Annotated in this window: 18 protein-coding genes and 1 pseudogene; 9 read left to right on the top strand and 10 right to left on the bottom strand. The window is 66.6% G+C overall.

Annotated features, from left to right (window positions below; translation table 11 throughout):
- Positions 1-46 precede the first annotated feature (46 nt).
- From IEY68_RS22215 to IEY68_RS22200, 4 genes are all read right to left on the bottom strand, one after another.
- A complete protein-coding gene (locus IEY68_RS22215) occupies positions 47-2,335 on the bottom strand; it encodes a heavy metal translocating P-type ATPase (protein ID WP_062999121.1) in 2,289 nt (762 codons plus the stop codon).
- 22 nt (positions 2,336-2,357) lie between these two features.
- Complete coding sequence (locus IEY68_RS22210) at positions 2,358-3,296, bottom strand: DUF8832 domain-containing protein (RefSeq protein ID WP_058856590.1); 939 nt, start codon at positions 3,294-3,296, stop codon at positions 2,358-2,360.
- A gap of 827 nt (positions 3,297-4,123) precedes the next feature.
- Positions 4,124-4,864 carry a lysophospholipid acyltransferase family protein gene (locus IEY68_RS22205; RefSeq protein WP_058856591.1) on the bottom strand — a complete coding sequence of 247 codons (741 nt, stop codon included), beginning with the start codon at positions 4,862-4,864 and terminating at the stop codon, positions 4,124-4,126.
- Positions 4,865-5,003: 139 nt separating this feature from the next.
- On the bottom strand, positions 5,004-5,774 hold the full coding sequence (locus tag IEY68_RS22200) for a lysophospholipid acyltransferase family protein (RefSeq protein WP_058856592.1): 771 nt from the start codon (positions 5,772-5,774) through the stop codon (positions 5,004-5,006).
- 140 nt (positions 5,775-5,914) lie between these two features.
- Here IEY68_RS22200 and IEY68_RS22195 point away from each other — a divergent pair, with 140 nt between their 5' ends.
- From IEY68_RS22195 to IEY68_RS22160, 8 genes and pseudogenes are all read left to right on the top strand, one after another.
- The gene (locus IEY68_RS22195) at positions 5,915-6,847 is read left to right on the top strand and encodes a hypothetical protein (protein WP_058856593.1); all 933 of its coding nucleotides are present in this window, start codon (positions 5,915-5,917) and stop codon (positions 6,845-6,847) included.
- A 44-nt stretch (positions 6,848-6,891) separates the two neighbouring features.
- Positions 6,892-8,469: a Rieske 2Fe-2S domain-containing protein gene (locus tag IEY68_RS22190; protein WP_058856594.1), complete on the top strand. Its 1,578-nt coding sequence runs from the start codon at positions 6,892-6,894 to the stop codon at positions 8,467-8,469.
- 176 nt (positions 8,470-8,645) lie between these two features.
- Positions 8,646-8,912, top strand: coding sequence for a type II toxin-antitoxin system Phd/YefM family antitoxin (locus IEY68_RS22185; protein ID WP_058856595.1), 267 nt, complete (start codon positions 8,646-8,648; stop codon positions 8,910-8,912).
- A complete protein-coding gene (locus IEY68_RS22180) occupies positions 8,909-9,163 on the top strand; it encodes a Txe/YoeB family addiction module toxin (RefSeq protein ID WP_058856596.1) in 255 nt (84 codons plus the stop codon). Before IEY68_RS22185 ends, IEY68_RS22180 begins: the two co-directional genes overlap by 4 nt.
- A gap of 377 nt (positions 9,164-9,540) precedes the next feature.
- Entirely contained in the window at positions 9,541-10,425 is an 885-nt protein-coding gene (locus IEY68_RS22175) for a helix-turn-helix domain-containing protein (RefSeq protein WP_058856597.1), read from the top strand.
- Entirely contained in the window at positions 10,422-10,613 is a 192-nt protein-coding gene (locus tag IEY68_RS22170) for a DUF397 domain-containing protein (protein WP_058856598.1), read from the top strand. The genes IEY68_RS22175 and IEY68_RS22170 overlap by 4 nt, the downstream gene beginning before the upstream one ends.
- Positions 10,614-10,666: 53 nt before the next feature.
- A complete protein-coding gene (hemC, locus tag IEY68_RS22165; RefSeq protein ID WP_058856599.1) occupies positions 10,667-11,593 on the top strand; it encodes a hydroxymethylbilane synthase in 927 nt (308 codons plus the stop codon).
- 577 nt (positions 11,594-12,170) lie between these two features.
- Positions 12,171-12,458 (top strand): annotated as a pseudogene (locus IEY68_RS22160) (PIN domain-containing protein); the annotation flags it as partial.
- An 84-nt stretch (positions 12,459-12,542) separates the two neighbouring features.
- On the opposite strand, the gene IEY68_RS22155 reads toward IEY68_RS22160, so the two are convergent.
- From IEY68_RS22155 to IEY68_RS22135, 5 genes are read right to left on the bottom strand one after another with little or no spacing between them, the layout of a single operon-like run.
- Positions 12,543-13,199 (bottom strand): hypothetical protein, encoded by a 657-nt coding sequence (locus tag IEY68_RS22155; protein ID WP_229718922.1) that lies wholly within the window; start codon positions 13,197-13,199, stop codon positions 12,543-12,545.
- 38 nt (positions 13,200-13,237) lie between these two features.
- Positions 13,238-14,914 carry an ABC transporter family substrate-binding protein gene (locus IEY68_RS22150; RefSeq protein WP_058856602.1) on the bottom strand — a complete coding sequence of 559 codons (1,677 nt, stop codon included), beginning with the start codon at positions 14,912-14,914 and terminating at the stop codon, positions 13,238-13,240.
- A 43-nt stretch (positions 14,915-14,957) separates the two neighbouring features.
- A complete protein-coding gene (locus tag IEY68_RS22145) occupies positions 14,958-16,865 on the bottom strand; it encodes an ABC transporter ATP-binding protein (RefSeq protein WP_082681610.1) in 1,908 nt (635 codons plus the stop codon).
- Complete coding sequence (locus IEY68_RS22140) at positions 16,862-17,833, bottom strand: ABC transporter permease (protein ID WP_058856609.1); 972 nt, start codon at positions 17,831-17,833, stop codon at positions 16,862-16,864. Before IEY68_RS22140 ends, IEY68_RS22145 begins: the two co-directional genes overlap by 4 nt.
- 56 nt (positions 17,834-17,889) lie before the next feature.
- Positions 17,890-18,867 (bottom strand): ABC transporter permease, encoded by a 978-nt coding sequence (locus IEY68_RS22135; protein WP_058856610.1) that lies wholly within the window; start codon positions 18,865-18,867, stop codon positions 17,890-17,892.
- A 131-nt stretch (positions 18,868-18,998) separates the two neighbouring features.
- Between IEY68_RS22135 and IEY68_RS22130 the strand changes: the two genes are divergently transcribed.
- A complete protein-coding gene (locus IEY68_RS22130) occupies positions 18,999-19,865 on the top strand; it encodes a Cof-type HAD-IIB family hydrolase (protein WP_058856603.1) in 867 nt (288 codons plus the stop codon).
- A 105-nt stretch (positions 19,866-19,970) separates the two neighbouring features.
- Here IEY68_RS22130 and IEY68_RS22125 read toward each other — a convergent pair whose 3' ends face one another.
- Entirely contained in the window at positions 19,971-22,019 is a 2,049-nt protein-coding gene (locus IEY68_RS22125) for an N-acetylmuramoyl-L-alanine amidase (protein ID WP_062999123.1), read from the bottom strand.
- Positions 22,020-22,221: the final 202 nt, after the last annotated feature.

The following is a 22,221-nucleotide window of genomic DNA, read 5'->3' as shown; positions in this document are numbered from 1 at the left end:
CGCCGGGCTCCGGATGCCCGGAGCCCGGCGCAGTGCCTGCGTGCGCTCAGTGCGTCGGACGGAAGCTTCGCAGTCGCAGACTGTTGCTGACCACGAACACCGAGGAGAACGCCATAGCGGCACCGGCCAGCATCGGGTTGAGCAGACCGGCCATGGCCAGCGGGATCATCGCGACGTTGTAACCGAAGGCCCAGAACAGATTGCCCTTGATCGTGCCGAGGGTGCGGCGCGCCAGCCGGATGGCGTCGGGAGCGGCGGTGAGATCGCCCCGGACCAGGGTGAGATCGGCGGCCTCGATGGCGATATCGGTGCCGGTGCCGATGGCCAGACCCAGATCGGCGCGAGCGAGCGCGGCGGCGTCGTTCACACCGTCACCGACCATGGCGACACGTTTGCCCTCCCGCTGCAAGCGTTCGATCACCGCGACCTTGTCCTGCGGTAGCACTTCCGCGATCACCTCGCCGATCCCGACCTGCTCGGCGATGGCGGCCGCCGCGGTGGCGTTGTCGCCGGTGAGCATGATCGGGGTCAGACCCAGGTCACGTAGCCGGGAGATCGCTTCGGCGGAGGTGGGTTTCACCGTATCGGCGACCACCAGCACCCCGCGGGCGCGACCGTCCCAGCCGACCGCCACCGCGGTGCGGCCCAGACTTTCGGCCGCTCGCATCGCCTCCTGTAACGATTCGTCCAGGTGCAGTGCGTAATCCGCGAGCAGCGCCGGGCGGCCGACGATCACCGCGTGGCCCTCCACGACGCCCTCCACGCCGAGTCCGGCACTGTTGCGGAAACTCTCGACAGGGGACAGTCCGGTGGTCCGCTCGCGGGCACCCTCGGCGATGGCCCGGGCGATCGGATGCTCCGAGGAGTCCTCCAGCGATCCCGCCAGCCGCAGCACCTCGTCGGTGTCCTCGCCCGCCGCGGTGACAACGTCCAGCAGCGCCATCCGGCCAGTGGTCACGGTGCCGGTCTTGTCCAGTACGACCGTATCCACCTGCCGGGTGGATTCCAGCACCTCCGGTCCCTTGATCAGGATGCCGAGCTGGGCGCCGCGTCCGGTGCCGACCATCAGCGCGGTCGGGGTGGCCAGTCCCAGCGCGCACGGGCACGCGATGATCAGTACGGCCACCGCGGCCGTGAAAGCGGCCGCCACCGAACCGCCGGTGCCGAGCCAGAATCCGAGGGTCGCGACCGCGAGCGCGATGACGATCGGCACGAAGACTCCGGAGATCCGGTCGGCCAGGCGCTGCGCCTGCGCCTTCCCGGTCTGCGCGTCCTCGACCAGTTTCGCCATCTGGGCGAGCTGAGTATCCGAGCCGACCCGGGTGGCGCGCACGGTGATCCGGCCGCCCACGTTCACCGTGGCACCGGTGACCGTATCGTCGGGCCCTACTTCCATGGGCACGGATTCACCCGTCAGCATCGAGACATCGACCGCCGACGCACCGTCCACGATCACGCCGTCCGTCGCGATCTTCTCACCCGGCCGCACCACGAACCGGTCGCCGACGGACAGCTCGTCGACCGGTATCCGCTGTTCGGTCCATTCGTCCTGGCCGGTCTTGCGCAGCACCGAGACCTCTTTGGCGCCGAGTTCCAGCAGCGCCCGCAGCGCCGCGCCCGCCCGGCGCTTGGACCGCGCCTCGAAATACCGGCCGGCCAGGATGAAGGTGGTGACTCCGGCCGCGGCTTCCAGATAGATGCTGCCGGTGCCGTCCATCCGGGTGATCGTGAATTCGAAGGGGTGCGTCATCCCGGGGGTACCCGCGGTTCCCCAGAACAGTGCGTAGATCGACCAGCCGAACGCGGCCAGGGTGCCGAGCGAGACCAGGGTGTCCATGGTCGCGGTGGCGTGGCGCAGATTCGTCCAGGCCGCCCGGTGGAACGGGAGCGCGCCCCACACCACGACCGGTGCGGCCAGCGTCAGCGACAGCCACTGCCAGTTGGTGAACTGCCACGCGGGGATCATCGCCATGGCGATCACCGGCACGGTCAGCACCAGCGAGACCAGCAGCCGGGTGCGCAGCAGGTCGGCGGGATCGGACGGTTCGGTGGCCTCGGGTACCGCGGCGGGCGGTTTCGGCAGGCTCGCGGTGTAACCCGCCTGTTCGACCACGGCGACCAGCTCGTCCGGGGCGAGGGTATCCGGATAGTGCACCCGGGCCTTCTCGGTGGCGTAGTTGACCGTCGCGGTGACGCCGTCGAGCCGGTTCAGTTTCTTCTCGATGCGATTGGCGCAGGACGCGCAGGTCATCCCGCCGATCACCAGCTCGACCTGGGCGGTCGGCGCGGTCGCGTTATCGGCCGGTGCGCTGGCCGGTGAAGTCTGTGTGCTCATCGTTGGCTCCGTTGGCCGGGGCTCAGTGCCCATGGCCGTGTCCGGTGGGTTCTGGGGCGGTCTGCGTGCCGGTCGGGGTATGACCGGTCGGGTCGCCGGCAGTTTCCGCGACGGGCACGGTGAACTCGGCTCGGTGCACGGTTCCGTTGTGGCGGAACTCGAAGAACAGCCGGTAGTCGCCCGTGCCGGGCGCCGTCACTGCGAAGGTTACGCCTGGTCCGGCCGCGGTATTCCCGTCGCCCGGGTGACCGGCCGGATGGACGTGTAGATAGCCGAGGTCGGCGGCACGCAGCGCCACGAGATGACCGTACGCCCCCAGATAGGGCTGCAGGTCCGTGACCGGTTTCCCCGCGCGGGTCACCGTGAACGTCACGTCGGTGGTGCTTGCGGGAGTGACGGCACCGTTCATGTTCACGGTGTAGCCGTCCACCGTGGCGGTGGTGCCGGTGGCCGGTAGCGGTTGCGGTGTGTACCGCCCGGCGACCCGAAGGTCGGCGCCGAGCGTGAACGGCTGCCCGTCGGCGGTGACGAAATCGGCGAATACCCGCTGGTCACCGGCTCGGGTGAGATCGACCGGGGTACTCCAGGTGCCGTCCGGCCCGAGCGTCGGATGCAGATGCTGGTATCCGGCCGTATCGCGGCGCACCAGGATGAGATGCAGGTCCTTCTCGTGGTTCGGCGTATAGCGCGTCACCGGGCGGCCGGTGCTGTCCTCGATCCGGAAACGCAGAGTCGCTTCGCGGGTCGCGGTGGTGATCGGGTCGGCCAGGACCAGGGTGTATCCGCCGTCGCTGCTGGCCAGCCCGCCGGGTCCGGTGTTCGTGGCCGGTTTGTCGGCTCTGACTTCGTGGGTTTCCGGTTCGCTGTCGTCGGTTCCGGCGAGGGCGCCGGCGCCCAGCGCGACCCCGAACAACGCGACGAGGCCGAGCGCGAACCCCGCGAACTTGGTCGGCGTATTCATTCGATGCTCCGTTTCCGTGGAGGCTCATGCGGCTTTCTCGATCCCGCCGCTCCTGTGGTTACGGTACCCCCCTAGGGTATTTTGTCAACAGGCCAGGTGAGGCCATCGGTCTGGTTTTCCCAGAAGATATGAGGCGAGGCCGGACCCGCGGCTGGACATCACCTCGGCGTCGTGCGGCAGACGAAAAGCAAGCCGATAGCACCCCCTCACGAACCGGTCCACATACCGATCCGGCCGTCGAATGCCGCCGCAACCGCATGCGTCGAGTCTTACGAGACACCTCGAAGGGTTGAGGCCCGTCTCGCCGTTCAGGCCTCGAAAGCGCATGCGCCGAAGGCGCGAGTCTCGAGGCCCGAACGGCGAGACCGAGGGGGCCTCAACCCCGCGACGCCGCAGGCGGCGCCAAAAACACCGCACCTTCACGAGCAAGGCACATCTCCCAGCCTCGGTTGGTGGGCTGGTTTGCGGAGGTGTGGGTGTGGGCCGCGGCCCCGTCAAAAGTGTGAAGGGCCGGCCCTGTGGCGATGCCGGGCTCACTCCCGAAGGCGAAGACCCGGGCCAACACTCGCAAAGGTGCTGTTTCGGCGCCACCGGCGGCGTCGAGGCCCTGAGGCCCCCGCCGCTGCGCGCCCGAGTCTCGCGCTTCGCGCATGCGAAGTGCGGCCGACCGTTCGCGGAATGCCGACTGTTGACCACTTCCGGTCAAGGGCGGGACGGGACTCGACCTTTGTAAGCCTCGCTGAACTCGGCACCGAGAGACCGCGGCTGTTTGGTGAAGGGGACCGTCCCTGTGTGACCCGCGTCCCGGCTAGCGTCGAGTCGCCATTTCAGGGGCGTTGAATCCGCCTGCGCGCGTACTCCTCGGCTTCCAGAACCGCCGCCTGTTCCATCGTGGGCGCGCTCCCGCCCAACCGAGCCGGGACCCACGGTTGCCCCGCGGGCATCGGGTAGCCCTCCTGCGCCGCCGTCAGGAGTTCACTCATCCGCCCGCGCAGTGTGGTGGTCACTTCGTCGACCGAGCCCGTGGCGGCCAGCGGTTCGCCGATACGGATCTGAACCGGGAAATTGTGGCGGCCCAATCGTTTCGGGAAACCCTTGGTCCAGATCCGGTGGGCACCCCAGATGGCGAGCGGCACGATCGGTGCCCCCGACTCCAGCGCCATCCGGGCTGCGCCCGATTTGAATTCCTTCAGCTCGAAGCTGCGGCTGATGGTGGCCTCCGGGTAGACCACGACCAGTTCACCCGCCCGCAGGGCCGCTACGGCCCGGCCGAACGATTCCGCGCCCGCCGTCCGGTCGACGCCGATCGCCTTGCAGTGCTTCATCAGGAAACCCACGACGCCGTGCTCGAGTTCGGCTTTCATCATGTACCGCACATTGCGGCCCGACCGGCGTCCCACGACACCGACTTCCATGAAGTCCAGGTAGGAGGTGTGGTTCACCGCCAATACGGCACCGCCCTCGCGCGGGATGTTTTCCTGGCCGCCGATATCGATGCGCACACCCTGCAGGAAGAACACCGTGTGCACCAGCCCGGCCAGGGCATCGAAAACCGGCTCCCGTGCCATCGCAACTCCTGCTCACTGCCTGCGGATATTCCGCTCCTCGCCCGACCTGCCCCGCCCGCGGTGGCTATACGCTCTCTGCGTACCTCCGCATTCGCTCCGGCCGTGCGCGGCTGCGGATGGGCTCCGTCCGACAGCGCCGTCAGGCGCCGGTGTCGTCCCGGCCCGCGAGCTCGGCCCGTCTGCGGGCGACTCGTTCCGCGGCTTCGGCGGCGTCCATCGCATCGGCTTCCTCCAGGGTAGGCGCCCCACCCCCGAGTCGTGCCGGAACCCAGAAGGCGCCGGATTCGTGCGTGTAGTTCTCCTGCAATCCGTGCAGTAGTTCCTGCATGTTCGCCTTCAACTCGGCGGTGAGCTCGGCCGCCGGTTCATAGGGCTGGATCGGTTTGCCGACGGCAATGAATATCGGGGTATTGGTGCGGCCCAGTCGTTTCGGATGGCCCTTCGTCCATACCCGCTGCGCGCCCCAGATGGCGATCGGGATGATCGGCACATGCGCCTCGAGCGCCATCCGGGCGGCACCCGATTTCAGGTCCTTGATCTCGAAACTGCGGCTGATGGTGGCTTCGGGGTATACGCCGACCAGTTCGCCGCTTCGGAGATATTCGACGGCGGCTTTGTACGAGTCGGCGCCCGCGGCCCGGTCCACCGGAATGTGTTTGAGGGCTCGCATGATCGGCCCGGAGATCTTGTTGTCGAAGACCTCGCTCTTGGCCATGAACCGGATATACCGCTTGGGGGTGCGCACCGGCAGCCCCGCGTAGGTGAAGTCCATGTATCCGGTGTGGTTGACCGCCAGTACCGCGCCACCGGCGGCGGGAATGTTCTCATCACCGGTGACGGTGAACTTCAGGCCTTCGAGAAAGAAGACGGTCCGGGCCAGCCCGATGATCGTCCGGTAGACGGGTTCCACAAGTCAGCTAGCGTAGTCGCTGCCATGATGACCGGCAGCGTCCGGCCCGCCGCGCGCGCCCCGAGTGCGCCGGACCCCGGGCCCCCGCGGCTCGGTCGGGCACCGGTGTCTCGACCGAACTCGTATGTACCGCAGGAAAGGTGATCGTCGAAGTGGAACGCGCCCGCCTCGTACCGTTGTGCCGAACCGGCCGTGACACCGGGCGCCGCGCCCGGGTGCGTGCTCTCGCTGTGGGGCTCGCCGTATCCGGGGTGCTGCTGGGTACCGGATGTGATTCCGTCTCCGGGATCCCGGGCGATTCCGGTAGTACACCGGCGCGGGAGTCCGCGGGCAGCGCGACCGGCACGGAGCCGCAGGCCACCGCTGCCGGCGCGCCACCCTCGGTGCCCGCTCTGCCACCGGTCCCGGCCGACGCGCCCGCGGTCGGTGCAGTGCCCGGAGTCCCCGGCGCCGCGCCCGCGCTGCAGCGGTTCGCCGCGGATCTGCGGTCCGGAGATACCGCGATCCTCCAAGACTCGTGCTGGACCATTCCGCCGCTCACCGTGCAGGCCATGTACGCCGACCCCGGCGCGGCATTGAGCGCGCTCGCCCAGCCGGGTACGGCGGTGGACGGCACCCTCACCTGGACGGACGGCATCACCACGGTCAGCGTCGACGAGCACCGGGTAGCCGCCGGATACGCCTGCGGCCGGGTGTCCGCCGCGGGTGCGGAACCGGTCTACGACGCCGCCGACGCCCGGCACACCGTGCGCCGCTATCTGGCCCGCTCCATCGGGCAACCGCTGGATCCCGCCGACCAGGAAGACCGATACCCCCTGGTCTGCGCGGCCGACCCGGCGGCCTGGGATCCGCAGGCGAGCGGCGCGCCGGTGGTCGCACCGCTGGCACAGAATCCCGGTACCCTCGACGGAATCACCGGATTCGCCGATCAGCAGATCAGTTCCCAGCCGTTGACGACCGGATACATGGCCGTGGCGGTGCCGGTGACGAATGCGTCGGGAATCACGCAGAACCGGACATTTCTACTCGAACAGGGTGACGACGGCTACTGCATCGGGGATATCTCGTCCTGACGCACTACCCTGGAGGGCCGTAAACGGTCAGGAGGAGCGAGCTCGTGCAGATCACCAGCGTCGGACATGCGGGATTTCATATCCGGACCGCGGCAGGTTCGATCCTATGCGACCCCTGGATGAACCCCGCGTACTTCGGATCCTGGTTCCCTTTTCCGGACAACACCCAGCTCGACTGGGAGCAACTGGGTGACTGCGATTTCCTCTACGTATCGCATCTGCACCGCGACCATTTCGACGCTGCGCATCTGGCCGAGTACGTGAACAAGGATGCCACCGTTCTCCTACCCGACTACCCGGTCCCGGATCTGCGCCGTGAACTGGAGAAACTCGGTTTCCACAAATTCTTCGAGACCGAGGATTCGGTCAAGCACGAGATCAACGGATCCATGGGGAACGGCGGTGGCGATCCGGCCGCCGAACTGGAGATCATGATCGTCGCGCTGCGCGCTCCCGCGGACGGGCCGATCGGTGATTCCGGACTGCTCGTTTCCGACGGTGAAACCACCTGTTTCAATATGAACGACGCGCGGCCGGTCGATATGGATGTGCTGCACGACGCGTTCGGCAAGATCGATATTCATCTGCTGCAGTACTCGGGCGCGATCTGGTACCCGATGGTCTACGACATCCCGGCCCGCACGAAATCGAATTTCGGTAAACAGAAGCGTCAGCGCGGAATGGACCGGGCCCGCAGCTATATCGAGCAGGTCGGCGCGACCTGGGTCGTCCCGTCCGCCGGCCCGCCGGTATTCCTCGACGACGAACTGCGCTATCTCAACGACGACCACGGCGACGAGGGCAATATCTTCCCCGATCAGATGGTCTTCCTCGAGCAGATGCGCGAGCACGGTCACGATCGTGGCTTGCTGATGGTGCCGGGTTCGACCGTCGATGTGCACGGCGATGAACTCGAACTCGCCCACCCCTATGATCCGGCGACCATCTGGAGCGACAAGGCCGCCTACGTCGAGAAAATGGCGCAGCGGCTGGCGCCCGTGCTGGTCGCGGAGAAGAAGACCTGGGCTCCGGCCGAAGGGGAGCCGCTGCTCGAACCGCTGCGGGCCCTGTTCGAACCGATCATGGCGCAGAGCGATCTGATCTGCGACGGGATCGGGTACCCGGTGGGCCTGGTCATGGGCGAGGAAACCGTGGTCCTGGACTTCCCGAAACGGGCGGTGCGCGCTCCGCTCGAAGGTGAGGGCAGGTACCGCTACGGTTTCCGGATCGCACCGGAACTGGTGCGCACTGTCCTGCGCGATCAGGAACCGGACTGGGTGAACACGATCTTCCTGTCGACCCGGTTCCAGGCATGGCGTATCGGCGGGTACAACGAGTACCTGTACACCTTCTTCAAATGCCTCACCGACGAGCGGATCGCCTACGCCGACGGCTGGTTCTCCGAGGCGCACGACGATTCGGCGTCGGTGGAGGTGGCCGGCTGGGAGATCCAGCGGCGCTGCCCGCATCTGAAGGCCGACCTGTCGAAATTCGGTGTGGTGGACGGCAACACGCTGACCTGCAATCTGCACGGCTGGCAGTGGGATCTGGAATCGGGCCGCTGCAAGACCTCGAAGGGGCACGAGCTGCGTTCCCGGAACTTGTCCGAGCCGGCGGGGTAGCGCGGCGGCGGTGCGGTCGATCGACATGCCCGGAACCAGCGAAGATCTACCGCTCTGCGTGGCGGCCTTCGCCTGGTCCTGAAGCCGATGGCTATCCACCAGCTCGGCCAGGTTGCTCGACAAGTCGTACCACAATCCGGTACCATTCGGGAGCGATCCAGGGAAGGGAACCGCCGATGACCAGCATGTCCGCCAGCGAGGCGCGCGCGAACCTGTACCCACTGATCGAACAGGTCAATGACGACGCTGTCGCCGTCCATATCACCAGCCGCAAAGGCAACGCCGTACTGATCTCCGAAGACGAGTACAACTCCCTCCACGAGACTCTCTACCTGATGCGTTCCCCCGCCAATGCCGCACGCCTCGCCCAGGGAATCGCCCAACTCGAAGCCGGTGATTCTGTCGAGATGGATATGGAGCAGCTCCGCGAAGAGCTCGAATGAAAGTCACCTTCGCGAAGGTCGCATTCGAAGATCTCGGCCACTGGATCTCCACTGATCGCAAAATGGCGCTGCGAATCATGCGTCTGACCAACGATATCGACCGTGATCCGTTCACCGGGCTGGGCAAGCCCGAGCCATTGAAAGGCGATAAGTCCGGGTACTGGTCTCGCCGGATCAACGACGAACATCGCCTGGTCTATGCCGTCTCCGGAGACAATATCCTCATCGCTCAGGCCCGCTACCACTACTGACCTACACCCGGCCGTAACCGGGACCGCCCGGCGCTGGATCAGGACCTGAACAGCGGCTCGCAGCGATGGCCCAGCCACCCGGCAGGCCGCCGGGGCGGATCTCCGTACGAAATATTTTTCATCGCAACACCTCTGATGAAATCGGGGGTACTGTTGGCGCGCCCGGTCCCGGTGGAGAGTAAGGGGCACCGGATGGGGAAGCGGGGGCTTGGCGGCAGCTTCTCCGTACCGGGCGCATATCCAGCACAGCACCGAGGGTTGGTGCTGTGCGAGGTGCGATCGAGAAATCATCCGAATCACCACGGTGTTTTTCATCCTGGGCGGTGCACTTGTTCGAGGATGAGAATGCCGGGTCCCCTTCGAACGGAGATAGGCGAATGGCCGAGTGCGCTGGATCGACCCTTCCCCGGCGGCAGCTTGGTAAACACCTGCGCAATGGTCGGGAGGCAGTGGGCTTGACGCTGGCCGACGTGGGCGCGTTGATGGAGTGGAGTATCAGCACAGTCCAGCGGCTGGAGGTCGGTAAAACAGGGCGAATCCGACTGGTGGATGTGGAGGCGCTGTGCCGGATCTACGAGTTCAGCGACGAATTCACCGAGGTACTCAAAGGTCTGGCCTGCCAGGCGGCCGGACAGAGTTGGTGGCACGAGTACGGCGACCTCATCCCCGAGCATTTCGATGTATTCGTGGATCTGGAGTCGTCGGCACACGCACTGACCTGGTACGAGCTGGAACTTGTGCCCGGCATCGTGCAGACTCCCGCGTACGCGAGTGCGTTGATCCGGGCTGGGTACCCCGCTGAGCCCGCCGGGGAACATGATCGACGCGTAAAGCTGAGGATGCGAAGGCAGACTCTGATCACGCGAAGTAACGTGCCGGTCCAGATCGATATAACCCTCCGGGAATCAGTCCTCCGGGGTGTCGTCGGTGGTCCCCGCGTCATGGCAGGTCAGCTGCGGCACCTTGCGGACCTCAGTACTCGACCGAATGTGACGGTCAGGATCTTGCCCTTCGCTGCGGGATTTCCGATGGGTGTCGCCATGGGGCCGTTCGTGATCATCGAACCTCGTAAGACCACGCGCCGCCAACCTCCCGAACCGACGGTGGTTTATGTGGAGAGCTACACCGGGGACCTCTATTTGGAAAAGCCGGTGGCAGTGGCACGGTATGCTCAGGCGCACCAGAAGCTTCGGCAGGTAGCGCTTGATGACGAGCGGAGCCGGGCGCTGCTGCGGCGGGTCGCAAAGGAGTACGGGACGTGAACGATCGTCTATCGGGTGCGGAATGGTTCAAGAGCACGTACAGCGGCGCTGACAAGGCCTGCGTCGAGGTCGCGTTCCTGGCCGGCGGTGCGGTCGGTATCCGTGATTCGAAGAATCCCGCTGGTCCGGCCCTGGTGGTCGACCCGGCGGTCTGGGATTCCTTCCTCGACTCCGTCGCCGGTCGCTGATCCGGATACCACCGCGGCTATTGGCCGATATCCGGCGGCGGTAGAGTCTGCGCATGGCTTTGCGCATCATCCGGATCGCCACCCGCTCCAGCCCTATGGCGGTGGCCCAAGCCGAGCAGGTGGCCGCCGGTCTCGCCGAGTTCGGCGTGGAAACCGAGCTGGTCAAGGTGACCTCCGCCGGTGACCGCTGGATGGGGGATCTGGCGAAACTCGGCGGTAAGGGGGCTTTCGTCAAGGAGATCGACGATGCTCTGCTCAATGATCAAGCCGATCTGGCGGTGCACTGCCTGAAAGATATACCCGGGGATATCCCGATTCCCGAAGGTATCGCTTTCGCGGGTTTCCCGGCCCGTGACGATGTACGTGACGCGATCATCACCAAGGACGGCCGGCCGCTGGCCGAGCAGCCGGCCGGGACCGTGGTGGGTACCAGTTCGGTGCGCCGGGCCGCGCAGCTGCGCCTGCACTATCCCGGGCTGGAGATGAAACCGCTACGCGGAAATATGAACACCCGGCTGCAACGCCTCGAGGATGGGTACTGCGATGTGCTGATCGCGGCGGTATCCGGGATGTACCGGATCGGTCGCGAGGACCGGATCACCGAGATCCTTCCGGTGGACGTGATGTGCCCGCCGATCGGTGCCGGTGTCCTCACTCTCGCCTGCCGCGTCGACGACGAGGAGGTCCGTGAGCTCGCGGGCCGCCTCGACCATGCCGAGACACGCCGGGTCGCCGATGCCGAACGCGCCATGCTGCATGCCCTGCAAGGACACTGCAACTCGCCGATCGCCGGAGTCTGCGTGATCGAACCCACCGGGCGGCTCTCGTTGCGGGGCAAGGTATTCGACCTCGACGGCACCCAGTGGCTGGACGCACATCACTGGGGTGTGCCGGAAGATCCGCAGGCACTGGGCTTCTTCGTCGGCGCCGATCTGCTGCGCCAGGGCGCCCGCGCGATAATCGACTCCATCCCGCACTGAGTTCTGCCCATGGGCGGGCCGCGGGAATCGCTACGGTCCCGACGGACACCGACGATGGGGGCAGGCGCACGACCCACCCCCATCGCGTGGACACACTGCCGCGTCAGTGCGGCGGGGTGCTCGATCCGTTGTAGCCCGCGGAACCGATCAGCTCTCGCAGGCGAACTGCGAACTCGGGGTTCCGGATTGGTGCGGTCGCGTATTCAACTGTGGCGTGGCAACAGGGTTTGGTGCGACTGGTCGCAGCCATCTCTCGCCCATCGATGCTGCCTGTGCCTCTGGAGCACCAGCTGCGAGCCGCTCACAACCCAAAACAGCGCGCTGCCAGACCCAGCCACGAGCAAGCCGCGCATTCGCAGGCCGATAAGGACTGCGGCCGCGACAACGGCCCAGCGCTGTGATGACCCATAACCCCTGGTCTGCCGTGATTCGGCCGCACCGGTTCGATATCAGCGTGTGACCAGTTCGGGCTCGACATGTCCAGCCGGACCCAGCGAAGGTGCGCGAGCAGCTGCGCGAGGTCCGCCATCTCGTTGCCGAGCGACGCCGAAAAGCCAAGGGCTGAAATAAACCCGGCATGTTCGCCGCCGTCTTGGATACGTGTGTTCTGTGGCCCGGCCTCCAGCGTGACTTTCTGCTGTCGCTGGCGATCGAGGGCCTGTATCGGCCGCTGTGGTCCCACGCGATCCTCGAAGAGCTGGAGACCCATGAGGCTAGCAAGCTCACCCAGCGATATGAGGTCGACCCGGAGGAGGCCGCAGCGCGAGCAAAGCGGCTCACCTCGCAGATGCAAAGCGCATTCGATGATGCCCTCGTGGAAGGCTGGGAGCCCCACGAGGGCACCTTCGGTCTCCAGGACCCCGACGACGAACATGTGCTCGCCGCCGCGCTCGTCGGCGGAGCAGGGGCCATCGTGACCGACAACTGGTCTCGCCCCGCAGCGCGGAGCTCAGCTCGGGTCCGACCCGCGGATCGCGCTGAGCCAGATACCGGCCGCGGCGGCCACGCACAGCGCTGCGGTGAAGGCTGCCGTGCCTCCGTCCATCACGTATACCCACAGCAGACCCGCGAACGGTGCCGCGACCACGGACTGGGCGTCCAGCAGCAACCTGCGGGTGACCTTCGTGGCGGCGGCCGCCCGGGTTTCCGCTCCGGGATCCACCCGGGTCGGGTTGTCGACCAGGCGTCCGGGTGGTTCGTCCTCCCGGGCCCGGCCGGCCGGGAGCACGCGGAATTCGAGGTCCGGTCCGTCCGGCGGATCGGACCCCGGGTCCTGTCGCAGCACGATCCGCCGCTCAGCGCACAGGGCGGTGCCGCCGGTGAAGCCGATCAGCTCCGGTGTGAAGTACACCGGGATCCAGCGCTGTTCACCGGCGTCGCGCAGTTCCAGCCAGGAGCGGCTGAGCAGCTGGTGTTCCTGTCGTACCCGCCGCACGGCCACCGCCTCCGGCCCTCCGGCACGGTAGGACAGCACCCCCAGCGCTACCGCGAACCGGTATCCGCTGTAGCCGATCATCCCGAGTCCGACCACCGCCAAGGCGCTGAGCTGGTCCGGATCGGCGAACGGCGCCCACGCGGTGAGTACCGCGAGGGCGCCGATGGTCACGCACAGCGGATAGGCCAGGGGGTGGCCTATCCGGGATCTCACTTCAGGAAACCGATTTTCGTGTAGTCCAGCGAAGCCAGCCCCGCGGCACCGTAGTTGGCGAGGTTGTCGCGGACGCCGACATTACCGGCCGACTGCACCAGCGGAATCGAATGACCCTCGGCCCACACCGCCTGGTCGACCTGATTGGCCAGTTCGATGGCCTTCTGCGGGTCGAGTTCGGTCAGGGTCTTCTCGATGAGGTCGTTGAGCTCCGGCGAACCGATCCGGCCGTAGTTGCCCTGCAGATTGTCGGGGTAGTAACCCCAGATCTGCGGGATGCTGCTCAACGGGAACGCGTCACCGGCCCAGACCCACTGGCCGACATCGAAGTTGCCGGGCTGGATATTGTCGGTGAAGAAACCGCTACCGGGTTTGGTCTCGATACTGAGCTCGATCCCCACCTGCCGCAGGTTCTGCTGGATGATCTGCGCGACCTGCACCCAGGTCTGGTCGTTGTACATGACATCGCGGATCACCAGTTTGCGGCCGTCCTTCTCCCGGATGTCGCCGTTCAGTTTCCAGCCGAGCGCGTCGAGTTCCCGCGCGGCGGCCTCGGGATCGAAAGGCAGGCTGTTGTCCTGATACCCCTTCTGGCCCTGGATGAAGATGTGGTTGTTCAGCGGTTTCGGGTCCGCCACCAGACCGTTCTGCATGGCCTTGGCGATACCCGCCCGGTCGATCGCCTTGATGATCGCGACCCGCAGTTCCGGGTTCTCCAGCAGCGAGCCCGGGGCACCGTTGAAGGTCAGATGCGACCAGCTGTTACCGGGAGCGCGCCGGATCGCGACGCCGGGCGTCTTGCGGGCCGTCTGCATATCGTCGCGAGTCGCCAGGCCGATGGCGTCGATCTCGTTGTTGGCCAGTGCCGGCACCATGGCCTCGCTGGAGAGCACGCTGAACGTGATGGTGTCGAGCTTCGGGGTGGCGCCCCACCATTTCGGATTGCGGCCCAGCGTGATCCGGCCCTGTCCCCGGTCGGTGGACTGGATGATGAACGGCCCCGAAGTCTTCCCGGGCGCGTTGCGCCAGCCCTCGTTGAACGCCTCCGGTGTCGCGGTGGCTTCCTTGGGCATGAGCATGGAGTTACCGGAGAACTGCCCGGCCCAGTCCGCGTAGTGGCTCTTGAAGGTGATGATCGCCTGGCGATCGTCGCTGCCGCGTTCGACCTTCTCGATCCGGTCGAATCCGTTGGTGTTCCCGATGAGGAAACGCGGATCCTTGCCGCTGAGGGCGTTCGCCTGCGAGGAGATGTCCTCCCACGTGATGGGGGCGCCGTCGGACCACACCGCTTTCGGATTGATGGTGTAGGTGACCTGCTGAGGCTCGGTACTCGTCAGTTCGACGCTGGTGAAGAAATCGGTGTTGACCGAGGTGGCTCCGGCCGCGTCGGTGGCGAATGCGCGCGGCATCATCGTGCGCATGATGCCCGCCGACTCGCCGTCACTGTCGATCTGCATCGGGTTCCAGTGCTCCGGATACGACGTCGTGGCCAGCCGTAGGTTGCCGCCGTCGCGCAGTTCGCTCACATCGTGGGGGTTGATGTCGTTGATCGTGCCCAGTTCGGCGACCGCGCCCTCGGGTGCCCCCGCGTCGTTCGCACCGCAACCGGTCGCGAGCAACGCGACGGCGCACAGCGGCACCGCCAGCCGGACCCCCAGTGATCGAATTCTCATGGCCGATACATCCTTCCTGCCGGTGGAACCCCGAACACGTCTGTCAACCCTCTACCACGGGTACGGGCACGGCATCGATCAGTGATCGTGTGTATTCGTGTCCCGGATCGCCGAAGATCTGTTCCGCCGGTCCCGCTTCGACGATCTTGCCCCGGTACATCACCGCGATATCGTGGGCGAGATTGCGTACCACGGACAGGTCGTGGGAGACGAAGAGGTAGGACAGTCCGCGTTCGGCCTGCAGATCGCGCAGCAGATTCAGCACACCCGCCTGGATGGAGACATCCAGCGACGACACCGGTTCGTCGAGCACCAGCAGCTCCGGGTCGAGAGCCAGCGCCCGGGCGATGCAGATGCGCTGCTTCTGGCCACCGGAGAAATCACCGGGATAGCGGTCGGCGTGTTCCGGGCGTAATCCCACCTGCCGCAGCAGGTCCGGGACCCGCTGGGCGATCTCGGATTTCGGCCGCTTCGCGATACGCATCGGCTGGGAGACGATATCGGATACCGGCAGTCGCGGATCCAGTGAGGCCGTGGGGTCCTGGAAGACTATCTGCAGTTTGCGACGCAGATCGCGACGTTCGGCGGCGCCGAGTGTGGCGGTGTCACGGCCCATGATCTCGATGGTCCCGGACTGTGGTTTCACCATGTCCAGGATCTGGGTGAGCGTGGTGGATTTACCCGACCCGGATTCACCGACCAGGGCCAGGGTGCGCCCGGCCCGGACCTCGAAACTGATTCCGTCCACCGCGCGGACCTCGCCTTTGCGCCGCCGCAGGATCACCCCGGAGGTGATGGGGAAGGTCTTGACCAGGTCGGTCACCTTCAGCACCGGCTGCGCGTCGGCCGCCGGGGCGGCTTCCGGTTCGCCGATCTCGCGGCGGTAGGCCTCGAACAGTGCCGGTGAATCGACCTCACCGGTGCGGATACACGCCGCGTCGTGGCCCGGAACGGTTTCGGCCAGCGGCGGTTCCGTGGACCGGCAGTTCTCGATCGCGACGGGGCAACGCGGCGCGAACGAACACCCCGGCGGCAGCGCGTGCATCGCCGGAGGCGCGCCGACGATGGGGATGAGCGGAGCCCGCGCCGGTCCGTCCATCCGCGGTATCGAGCCGAGCAGGCCCACGGTGTAGGGCATCCGCGGGCTCCGGAAAACCTCTGCGGTACCAGCGGTTTCCACGACCTTGCCCGCGTACATCACGGCCACCCGATCGGCGAGTGTGGCCGCGATGCCCATATCGTGGGTGATCATGACGACGCCCGCGCCGGTGATATCGCGGGCCTTGCGCAGCAGGTTCAGGATCTGCTTCTGCACCGTCACATCGAGGGCGGTGGTCGGTTCGTCGCAGATGATGAGCGCGGGATCGTTGGCGATCGCCATGGCGATGACCACGCGCTGGCGCATCCCGCCGGAGAATTCGTGCGGAAATGCTTTGGCGCGCAGTTCCGGATCGGGGATACCGACCAGATCCAGCAGTTCGACCGCGCGTTTCGCGGCTTCGGTCTTGTTCATGTTCCCGTGCGCGAGCAGCGCTTCGGCGACCTGATCGCCCACCCGGTACACGGGGGTGAGCGCCGAGAGCGGGTCCTGGAAGACCATGCTCACCGCGCTCCCGCGCAGTTTCGACAGCTCCTTGTCACCCAGGCCCAGCAGTTCGCGCCCGCGCAACCGGATCGAACCGGTGACCCGGGCCTGATCCGGTAGCAGGCCCATCACCGCCAGTGAGGACACCGATTTACCGGACCCGGACTCGCCGACGATTGCCAGTACTTCGCCGTCGGCGACGGTGTAGTTCACCCCGCGTACCGCGTCGATGCGACCCTCTTCGCTGGGGAAGGAGACGCGCAGATCCGATACTTCCAGCAGCGGCGCACTGCCTCGGCCGGGACCGGTTCCGCCGGGTCCGGTCCGGTTCGCTGCCGCTTGCACCGTGGTGTTCTCTCCGGTCATATGAGCGCTTCCTCCGCCTGCCGGGACTTCTCCGCGCGCGCGGCCTTGCGCGCCTTGCGGGACGGCCGGGACCGGGCGCGTTTCGCGCCGGGATCGAACGCGTCGCGCAAGCCGTCACCGATCAGGTTCGCGCAGAGCACGGTGGTGATCAGCAGACCGCCCGCGAAGAGGAACAGCCACGGATAGGTCATAGCGGAACTGGTGCCGCCGGCGATCAGCGACCCGAGCGAGACATCCGGCGGCTGCACCCCGAATCCGAGGAAGCTGAGCCCGGTTTCGGCCATGATCGATGCGCCGACGGTGAGCGTGGTGTCGATGATCAGGATCGAGGCGATATTCGGCACGATATGGGTGAGGATGATCGTACGGGTAGGGGCGCCCATGTATCGGGCGGCCCGGACGAATTCGCGTTCGCGCAGGCTCATGGTCAACCCCCGCACGATCCGCGCGCTGATCATCCAGCCGAACACGCTGAGCAGGATGATCAGCAGCACGATCGAGCTACTGCCCTTGGTGCGCGGCGCGAACAGGGCCACGATGATGAAACTCGGGACCACCAGCAGCAGATCGACCACCCACATGATGGTCCGGTCGGTCCAGCCGCCGAGCAGTCCGGCGACCGCGCCGGTGAGGGCCGCGATGGTGGTGGAGAACAGCGCCACGCACAAACCGATGATCAGTGATTTCTGCAGGCCGCGCAGCGTTTGCGCGAGTACGTCCTGGCCGATCTCGGTGGTGCCGAAGGGATGCTGGGGGCTGGGCGGTTCGAGCAGCGCCGTGTAGTCGAGTTCCTGGTAGTCGTAGGGCAGGAACGACGGCAGTAGGAAACTGGCCAGGAACATCAGGATCAGCACCGCTGTCCCGACCAGGGCGGGTTTGTTGCGCAGGAAGCGGCGCAGGATCAGCTTGCGCCGCCCGGACGCGGCCGGTTCGGGTGCGCCCTGGACCAGGATCTCGGTTTCGTTGATACTCACGCTGTGCCCTCGGGGGATTCGCGGGGACCTCGGTAGCTACGCATACTCGCTCACCCCACCCGCACCCGCGGGTCGAGAATCGCGTACACGATATCGGAGAGCAGGCCCGATACCAGGACCACCAGACCGGCGAACGCGGTGACGGTGGCGACCACGTAGATGTCCTGGGCATTGATCGAGTCGACGAGCCATTCCCCGACACCGTGCCAGCCGAAGATCTTCTCGGTGAAGGTGGCACCGGTGATCAGCCCGCCCAGGCTGTAGGCGAACAGGGTGGCCATCGGAATGAGGGCGGTCCGCAGACCGTGTTTGTACAGCGCCCGGTTGCGAGTCAGACCTTTGGCGCGGGCGGTCCGGATGAAATCGCTCTGCAGAACGTCGAGCATGGCATTGCGCTGGTAGCGGCTGTATCCGGCCATTCCACCCAGCGCGAGGGTCAGGGTGGGTAGCACCAGATGCTGCAGGCGGTCGAGCAGCTGTGCGCCGAATCCCTCGACACTGGTCGCCGATGTCTCACCGGTATAGAGGAAGATCTGCTGACCGGTCGCCGAGTTGATCTCGAGCGCACCGAATTTCAACAGTGTCGCCAGCAGGAATACCGGGGTGGACAGGATCAGCAGCGATACGACGGTCGTGAAATAGTCACTGAATCTGTACTGGCGGATCGCCCCGGCCGCGCCGATCAGCACGCCGAGCACTGTGCCGATGATCGAACCGAGGATGAGCAACCGCAAACTCACCGCGACCCGTCTGCCCAGTTCCTCGCTCACCGGCTGCCCGCCGAGGGTCTCCCCGAAATCGCCGTGCACCACGCCCGTCATCCAGGTGACGTAGCGCTGCGGAATCGGCTCGTCGAGATGCAGTTCCTCGGCCTTGGCGTCGATCACCGACTGCGGCGGGCGCGGATTGCGCTGTTCCAGGCTGTCCAGCGGCCGGAAGGTCAGCGAAGCGAGGCTGAAGGTGAGAAAGGACGCCAAGAGCAGCAGCACGACGTAATTGAGCGTCCGTCGTAGCAGAAAGCCGGCCATCATTCCCCTCGATATCAGGTGTAGCCCCTGATCATAGGGAGCGATCCCGCTGGATGCTCGACGGACGGTCGGCTGCGTGTTCGTCCGCGGGCGGGTATGCCCGGCGAGGAGGCCGCGGCCGACCCAGCAGAATGGAACGGGTGAGCGCAACGCGGCAGACCCGACCGGAACTGGTGGCCTCCGATGTGGACGGCACCCTGATCGATCCCTACGAGCGGGTCACCGTGCGTACCCGGGCGGCGGTGCGGGCGCTGGTCGCGGACGGGGTGCCGTTCGTGCTGGCCACCGGGCGTCCGCCGCGCTGGATCGCCCCGGTCGTGGCCGGCCTCGGATTCGCACCGCTGTGCGTCTGCGGGAACGGCGCCGTGCTCTACGACGCCGAGCACGACAAGGTGCTCGGGACCACCACGCTGGATATCGGAACGCTGGCCTGGGTCGCCGATATCGCGGAGAAGGTACTGCCCGGTTGTGGTCTGGCGGCCGAACGGATCGGCGCCAGTGCGCACGACGCGGCGACTCCGCAATTCGTCAGTTCACCGCAGTACGAGCACGCCTGGCTGAACCCCGACGACACCGCCGTGGCCCGCGACGAAGTGATCGACAGCCCGGCGATCAAGATGCTGATCCGGCTACCGGGAGCCCGCAGCGGCGATATGGCGGTGACCCTCGCCTCGCATATCGGCGACCGCGCGGATATCACCTACTCCACCGAACAAGGCCTCATCGAGATCTCCGCCCCCGGCGTCACCAAGGCGCAGGGGTTGCGGATCCTCGGCGCGCGGCTCGGTGTCGCCCCCGCGAACATGATCGCTTTCGGCGATATGCCCAATGACATCCCGATGCTGCGCATGGCCGGGCTCGGAGTCGCGATGGGTCACGCCCACCCGGACGCCCTCGCGGCCGCCGACGAGATCACCGGGACCAACAGCGAGGACGGAGTCGCGCAGGTGCTGGAACGCTGGTGGCCGCGCGCGGATCGGGCATCCGGGAAGCGATAACGAACGACCGGGCTCCCCGCGAATCGCCGGACGCCGGCCCGGTACGGCAGACGACCGCGCCGAACCGGCTGGTGCACGGTTCGGCGCGGAGGCCGGGACTCCGGGTCAGGCCGCCGCGGGTGGCGGTGCCGCGGGCTCGGCCGGCGGCACCGGACCGGGCTCGGCGGCGGGTTCCGGCGCGTACTGCGGGACCGGCGACTGCCCTTCCGATATCCCCGCGGGTGCGGGCAGCCTCGCCGCCTGCGGTACCGGGCCGGGGCCGGGCACCACATGCGGGGCCGTGCCGGGCTGAGCTCCGCCACCCTGCGATTGCTGCTGGTAGGTGTCGTTGTAGGTCTTCCAGAGAGTGATGACGATATCGGCGGTCTGGTTCAGGATCAGCGAACCGTTCTGGAAGTCGGTACGCAGACCCTCGGGAACCGGGTAGGCGTCGGTGAGCGGCAGTCCGAGCGCGCCCGCGTCGGCGCCCAGCTCCAGGAACCGGTCCAGGACTTTGCCGGCGATCTCGTGCACCTGCCCGTCGGGTGTGGTGTAGACGTATCCGTTCACGAATTTCGCGTACTGCTGCCCCTGAGCCGCGGGCAACGGCTCCGAGGCCGCTTGACCGAGTGGGCCGTCCGGGCCGCCCTTGGAAACCCAGTACTTGGCGATCACGTTGTCGTTCACCATGGTCAGCAGTTTGGCGGTGAGATCGGCCAGTGCGGCCAGATCCGACCTCGACGCCTGGCTGCGCGGTGTCGAGGATCGAGTCGCCCCCGCCTCGCCGGCGGCGATTGTGCGGATGCGGTCCATCTGCGCGTACGCGGCATCACCCGGGCAGCTGGTGTTGCCGACGTCACGATGCGCGAAGACGACCGGCAGATGCACCTCCTCACCCTGCGCGTACGGGGTGAAATCGGTGCCCTCCGAATACATGGTGGTCTGGCCCTTGGGGTCCAGCCCGGCGATCCGGGCCCGCCAGCCGATGAATTTGCCGGCCGCCTCGATCGACGCGTCGGTGGGCTGTTCGACCTGGTAGTCGCCCATTATCGCGAGGCCGGAGGTGTTCTCGTTGAACCCGCCCGCGTGCGCGCCCTGCACTGTCTTGTCCAGCCCGCCGTAGCGGCCCTCGAATATCTGTCCGTACTTGTCGACCAGCGCGTTGTATCCCATATCGCACCAGCCCAGGGTCTGCGAGTGATAGGCGTAGATGGCGCGGACGATTCCGGCCGATTCGGATTTGCTGTAGTCGTTGCGCCCGGCCGTGTGATGGACCGTGATCCCGCCCAGACCGTCGTCGTAGGTGGGCTCCTGGCAGCGGATCGATTCGTCGGCGCCCCACTGATCGCGGGTGATGACCCGAGGCCCGCCCCCGGGCAGGGCGGCGGCGATGTCCTGGAGTTGATCGTCGACCGCGCCGCGGCCCGGATCGATGAGGACTGCGGTGAGGTCGGGCGGCTGCTGCGGGCCACCCGCGGCCGCGGGGGTCGGCTCGAGCGGATTGCCCTGGTGCTGTTGCGGCTTCCGGGTGACCAGCACCTGGACCGCCGTGGTGTTGCCGACATAGATCGGATCGGTACCGGTGGGGGCGCCGGTAGCCACACCGTCGGCACCGTCGATCGGATTGGCCTCGTACCACTGACCCCAGCCGCCGTCGGGCTGCCGGGCCCGGATCATCACGGTGGTGTTCGCCAGATCGGGAGCGGTCAGCGCGACCATGCTGAAGGGCTGATCCCTGGAGAGCTCTTTGACCTGCGCACCGACCGCGTCCATGAATTCAGGGGGGATGACGCCGGGGGTGAGTGCGGGTGTGTCCGCGGACGGGGTGCCACCCTCGGTGACGAAACCCAGGCCGGGCTGCCGCCCCGGGAGCCGGCGGCTCGGGTCGGTGGGTGTGGTCGTACCGTTCGGGCTCAGCCCGGGCAGGCCCAGTGCCTGCAGATCGGCAAGGCGTAGATCCGGCAGGTCGAGGCCGGTGAGTTCGCCCAGCGGCAGCACGATATCGGGCGCGGTCCGCAGCGCGAGTTCGGTGAGCTGGGGCGGCACCGCCGTGAGTTCGATCTGCTCGGCGGATCTACCGAGGTCGGTGACGGTGGGTATGAGGATCGGACCCGCTACCGCCACTAGCGCGACAACCGGCAGTACACAGGAACGCTTCGGTTTGCGGTAGGGCACGAGCGTCTCCAATCAGGATTGCAACCAGTGATCGGTGAGCAAGTCATGCTTGCGAACTTCCGTCCCACGGACCACACTAGCCACATTCGTCACAAATCTAAACCTGAGGTTGAGGCTTTCCTGTTCGCTCGAATGTAGCTCCCGGAGCGTGGCCGGTCGAAACGACATGCCGACGTCGTACCGAGTCGAAAACGTCCGGGCT

Origin of the sequence: Nocardia jinanensis, assembly GCF_014645735.1 — a bacterium.
GTDB classification, from domain to species: Bacteria; Actinomycetota; Actinomycetes; order Mycobacteriales; family Mycobacteriaceae; genus Nocardia; species Nocardia jinanensis.
Note: the sequence above shows the minus strand (reverse complement) of the source record. Positions and strands in the feature narration are given on the sequence as shown.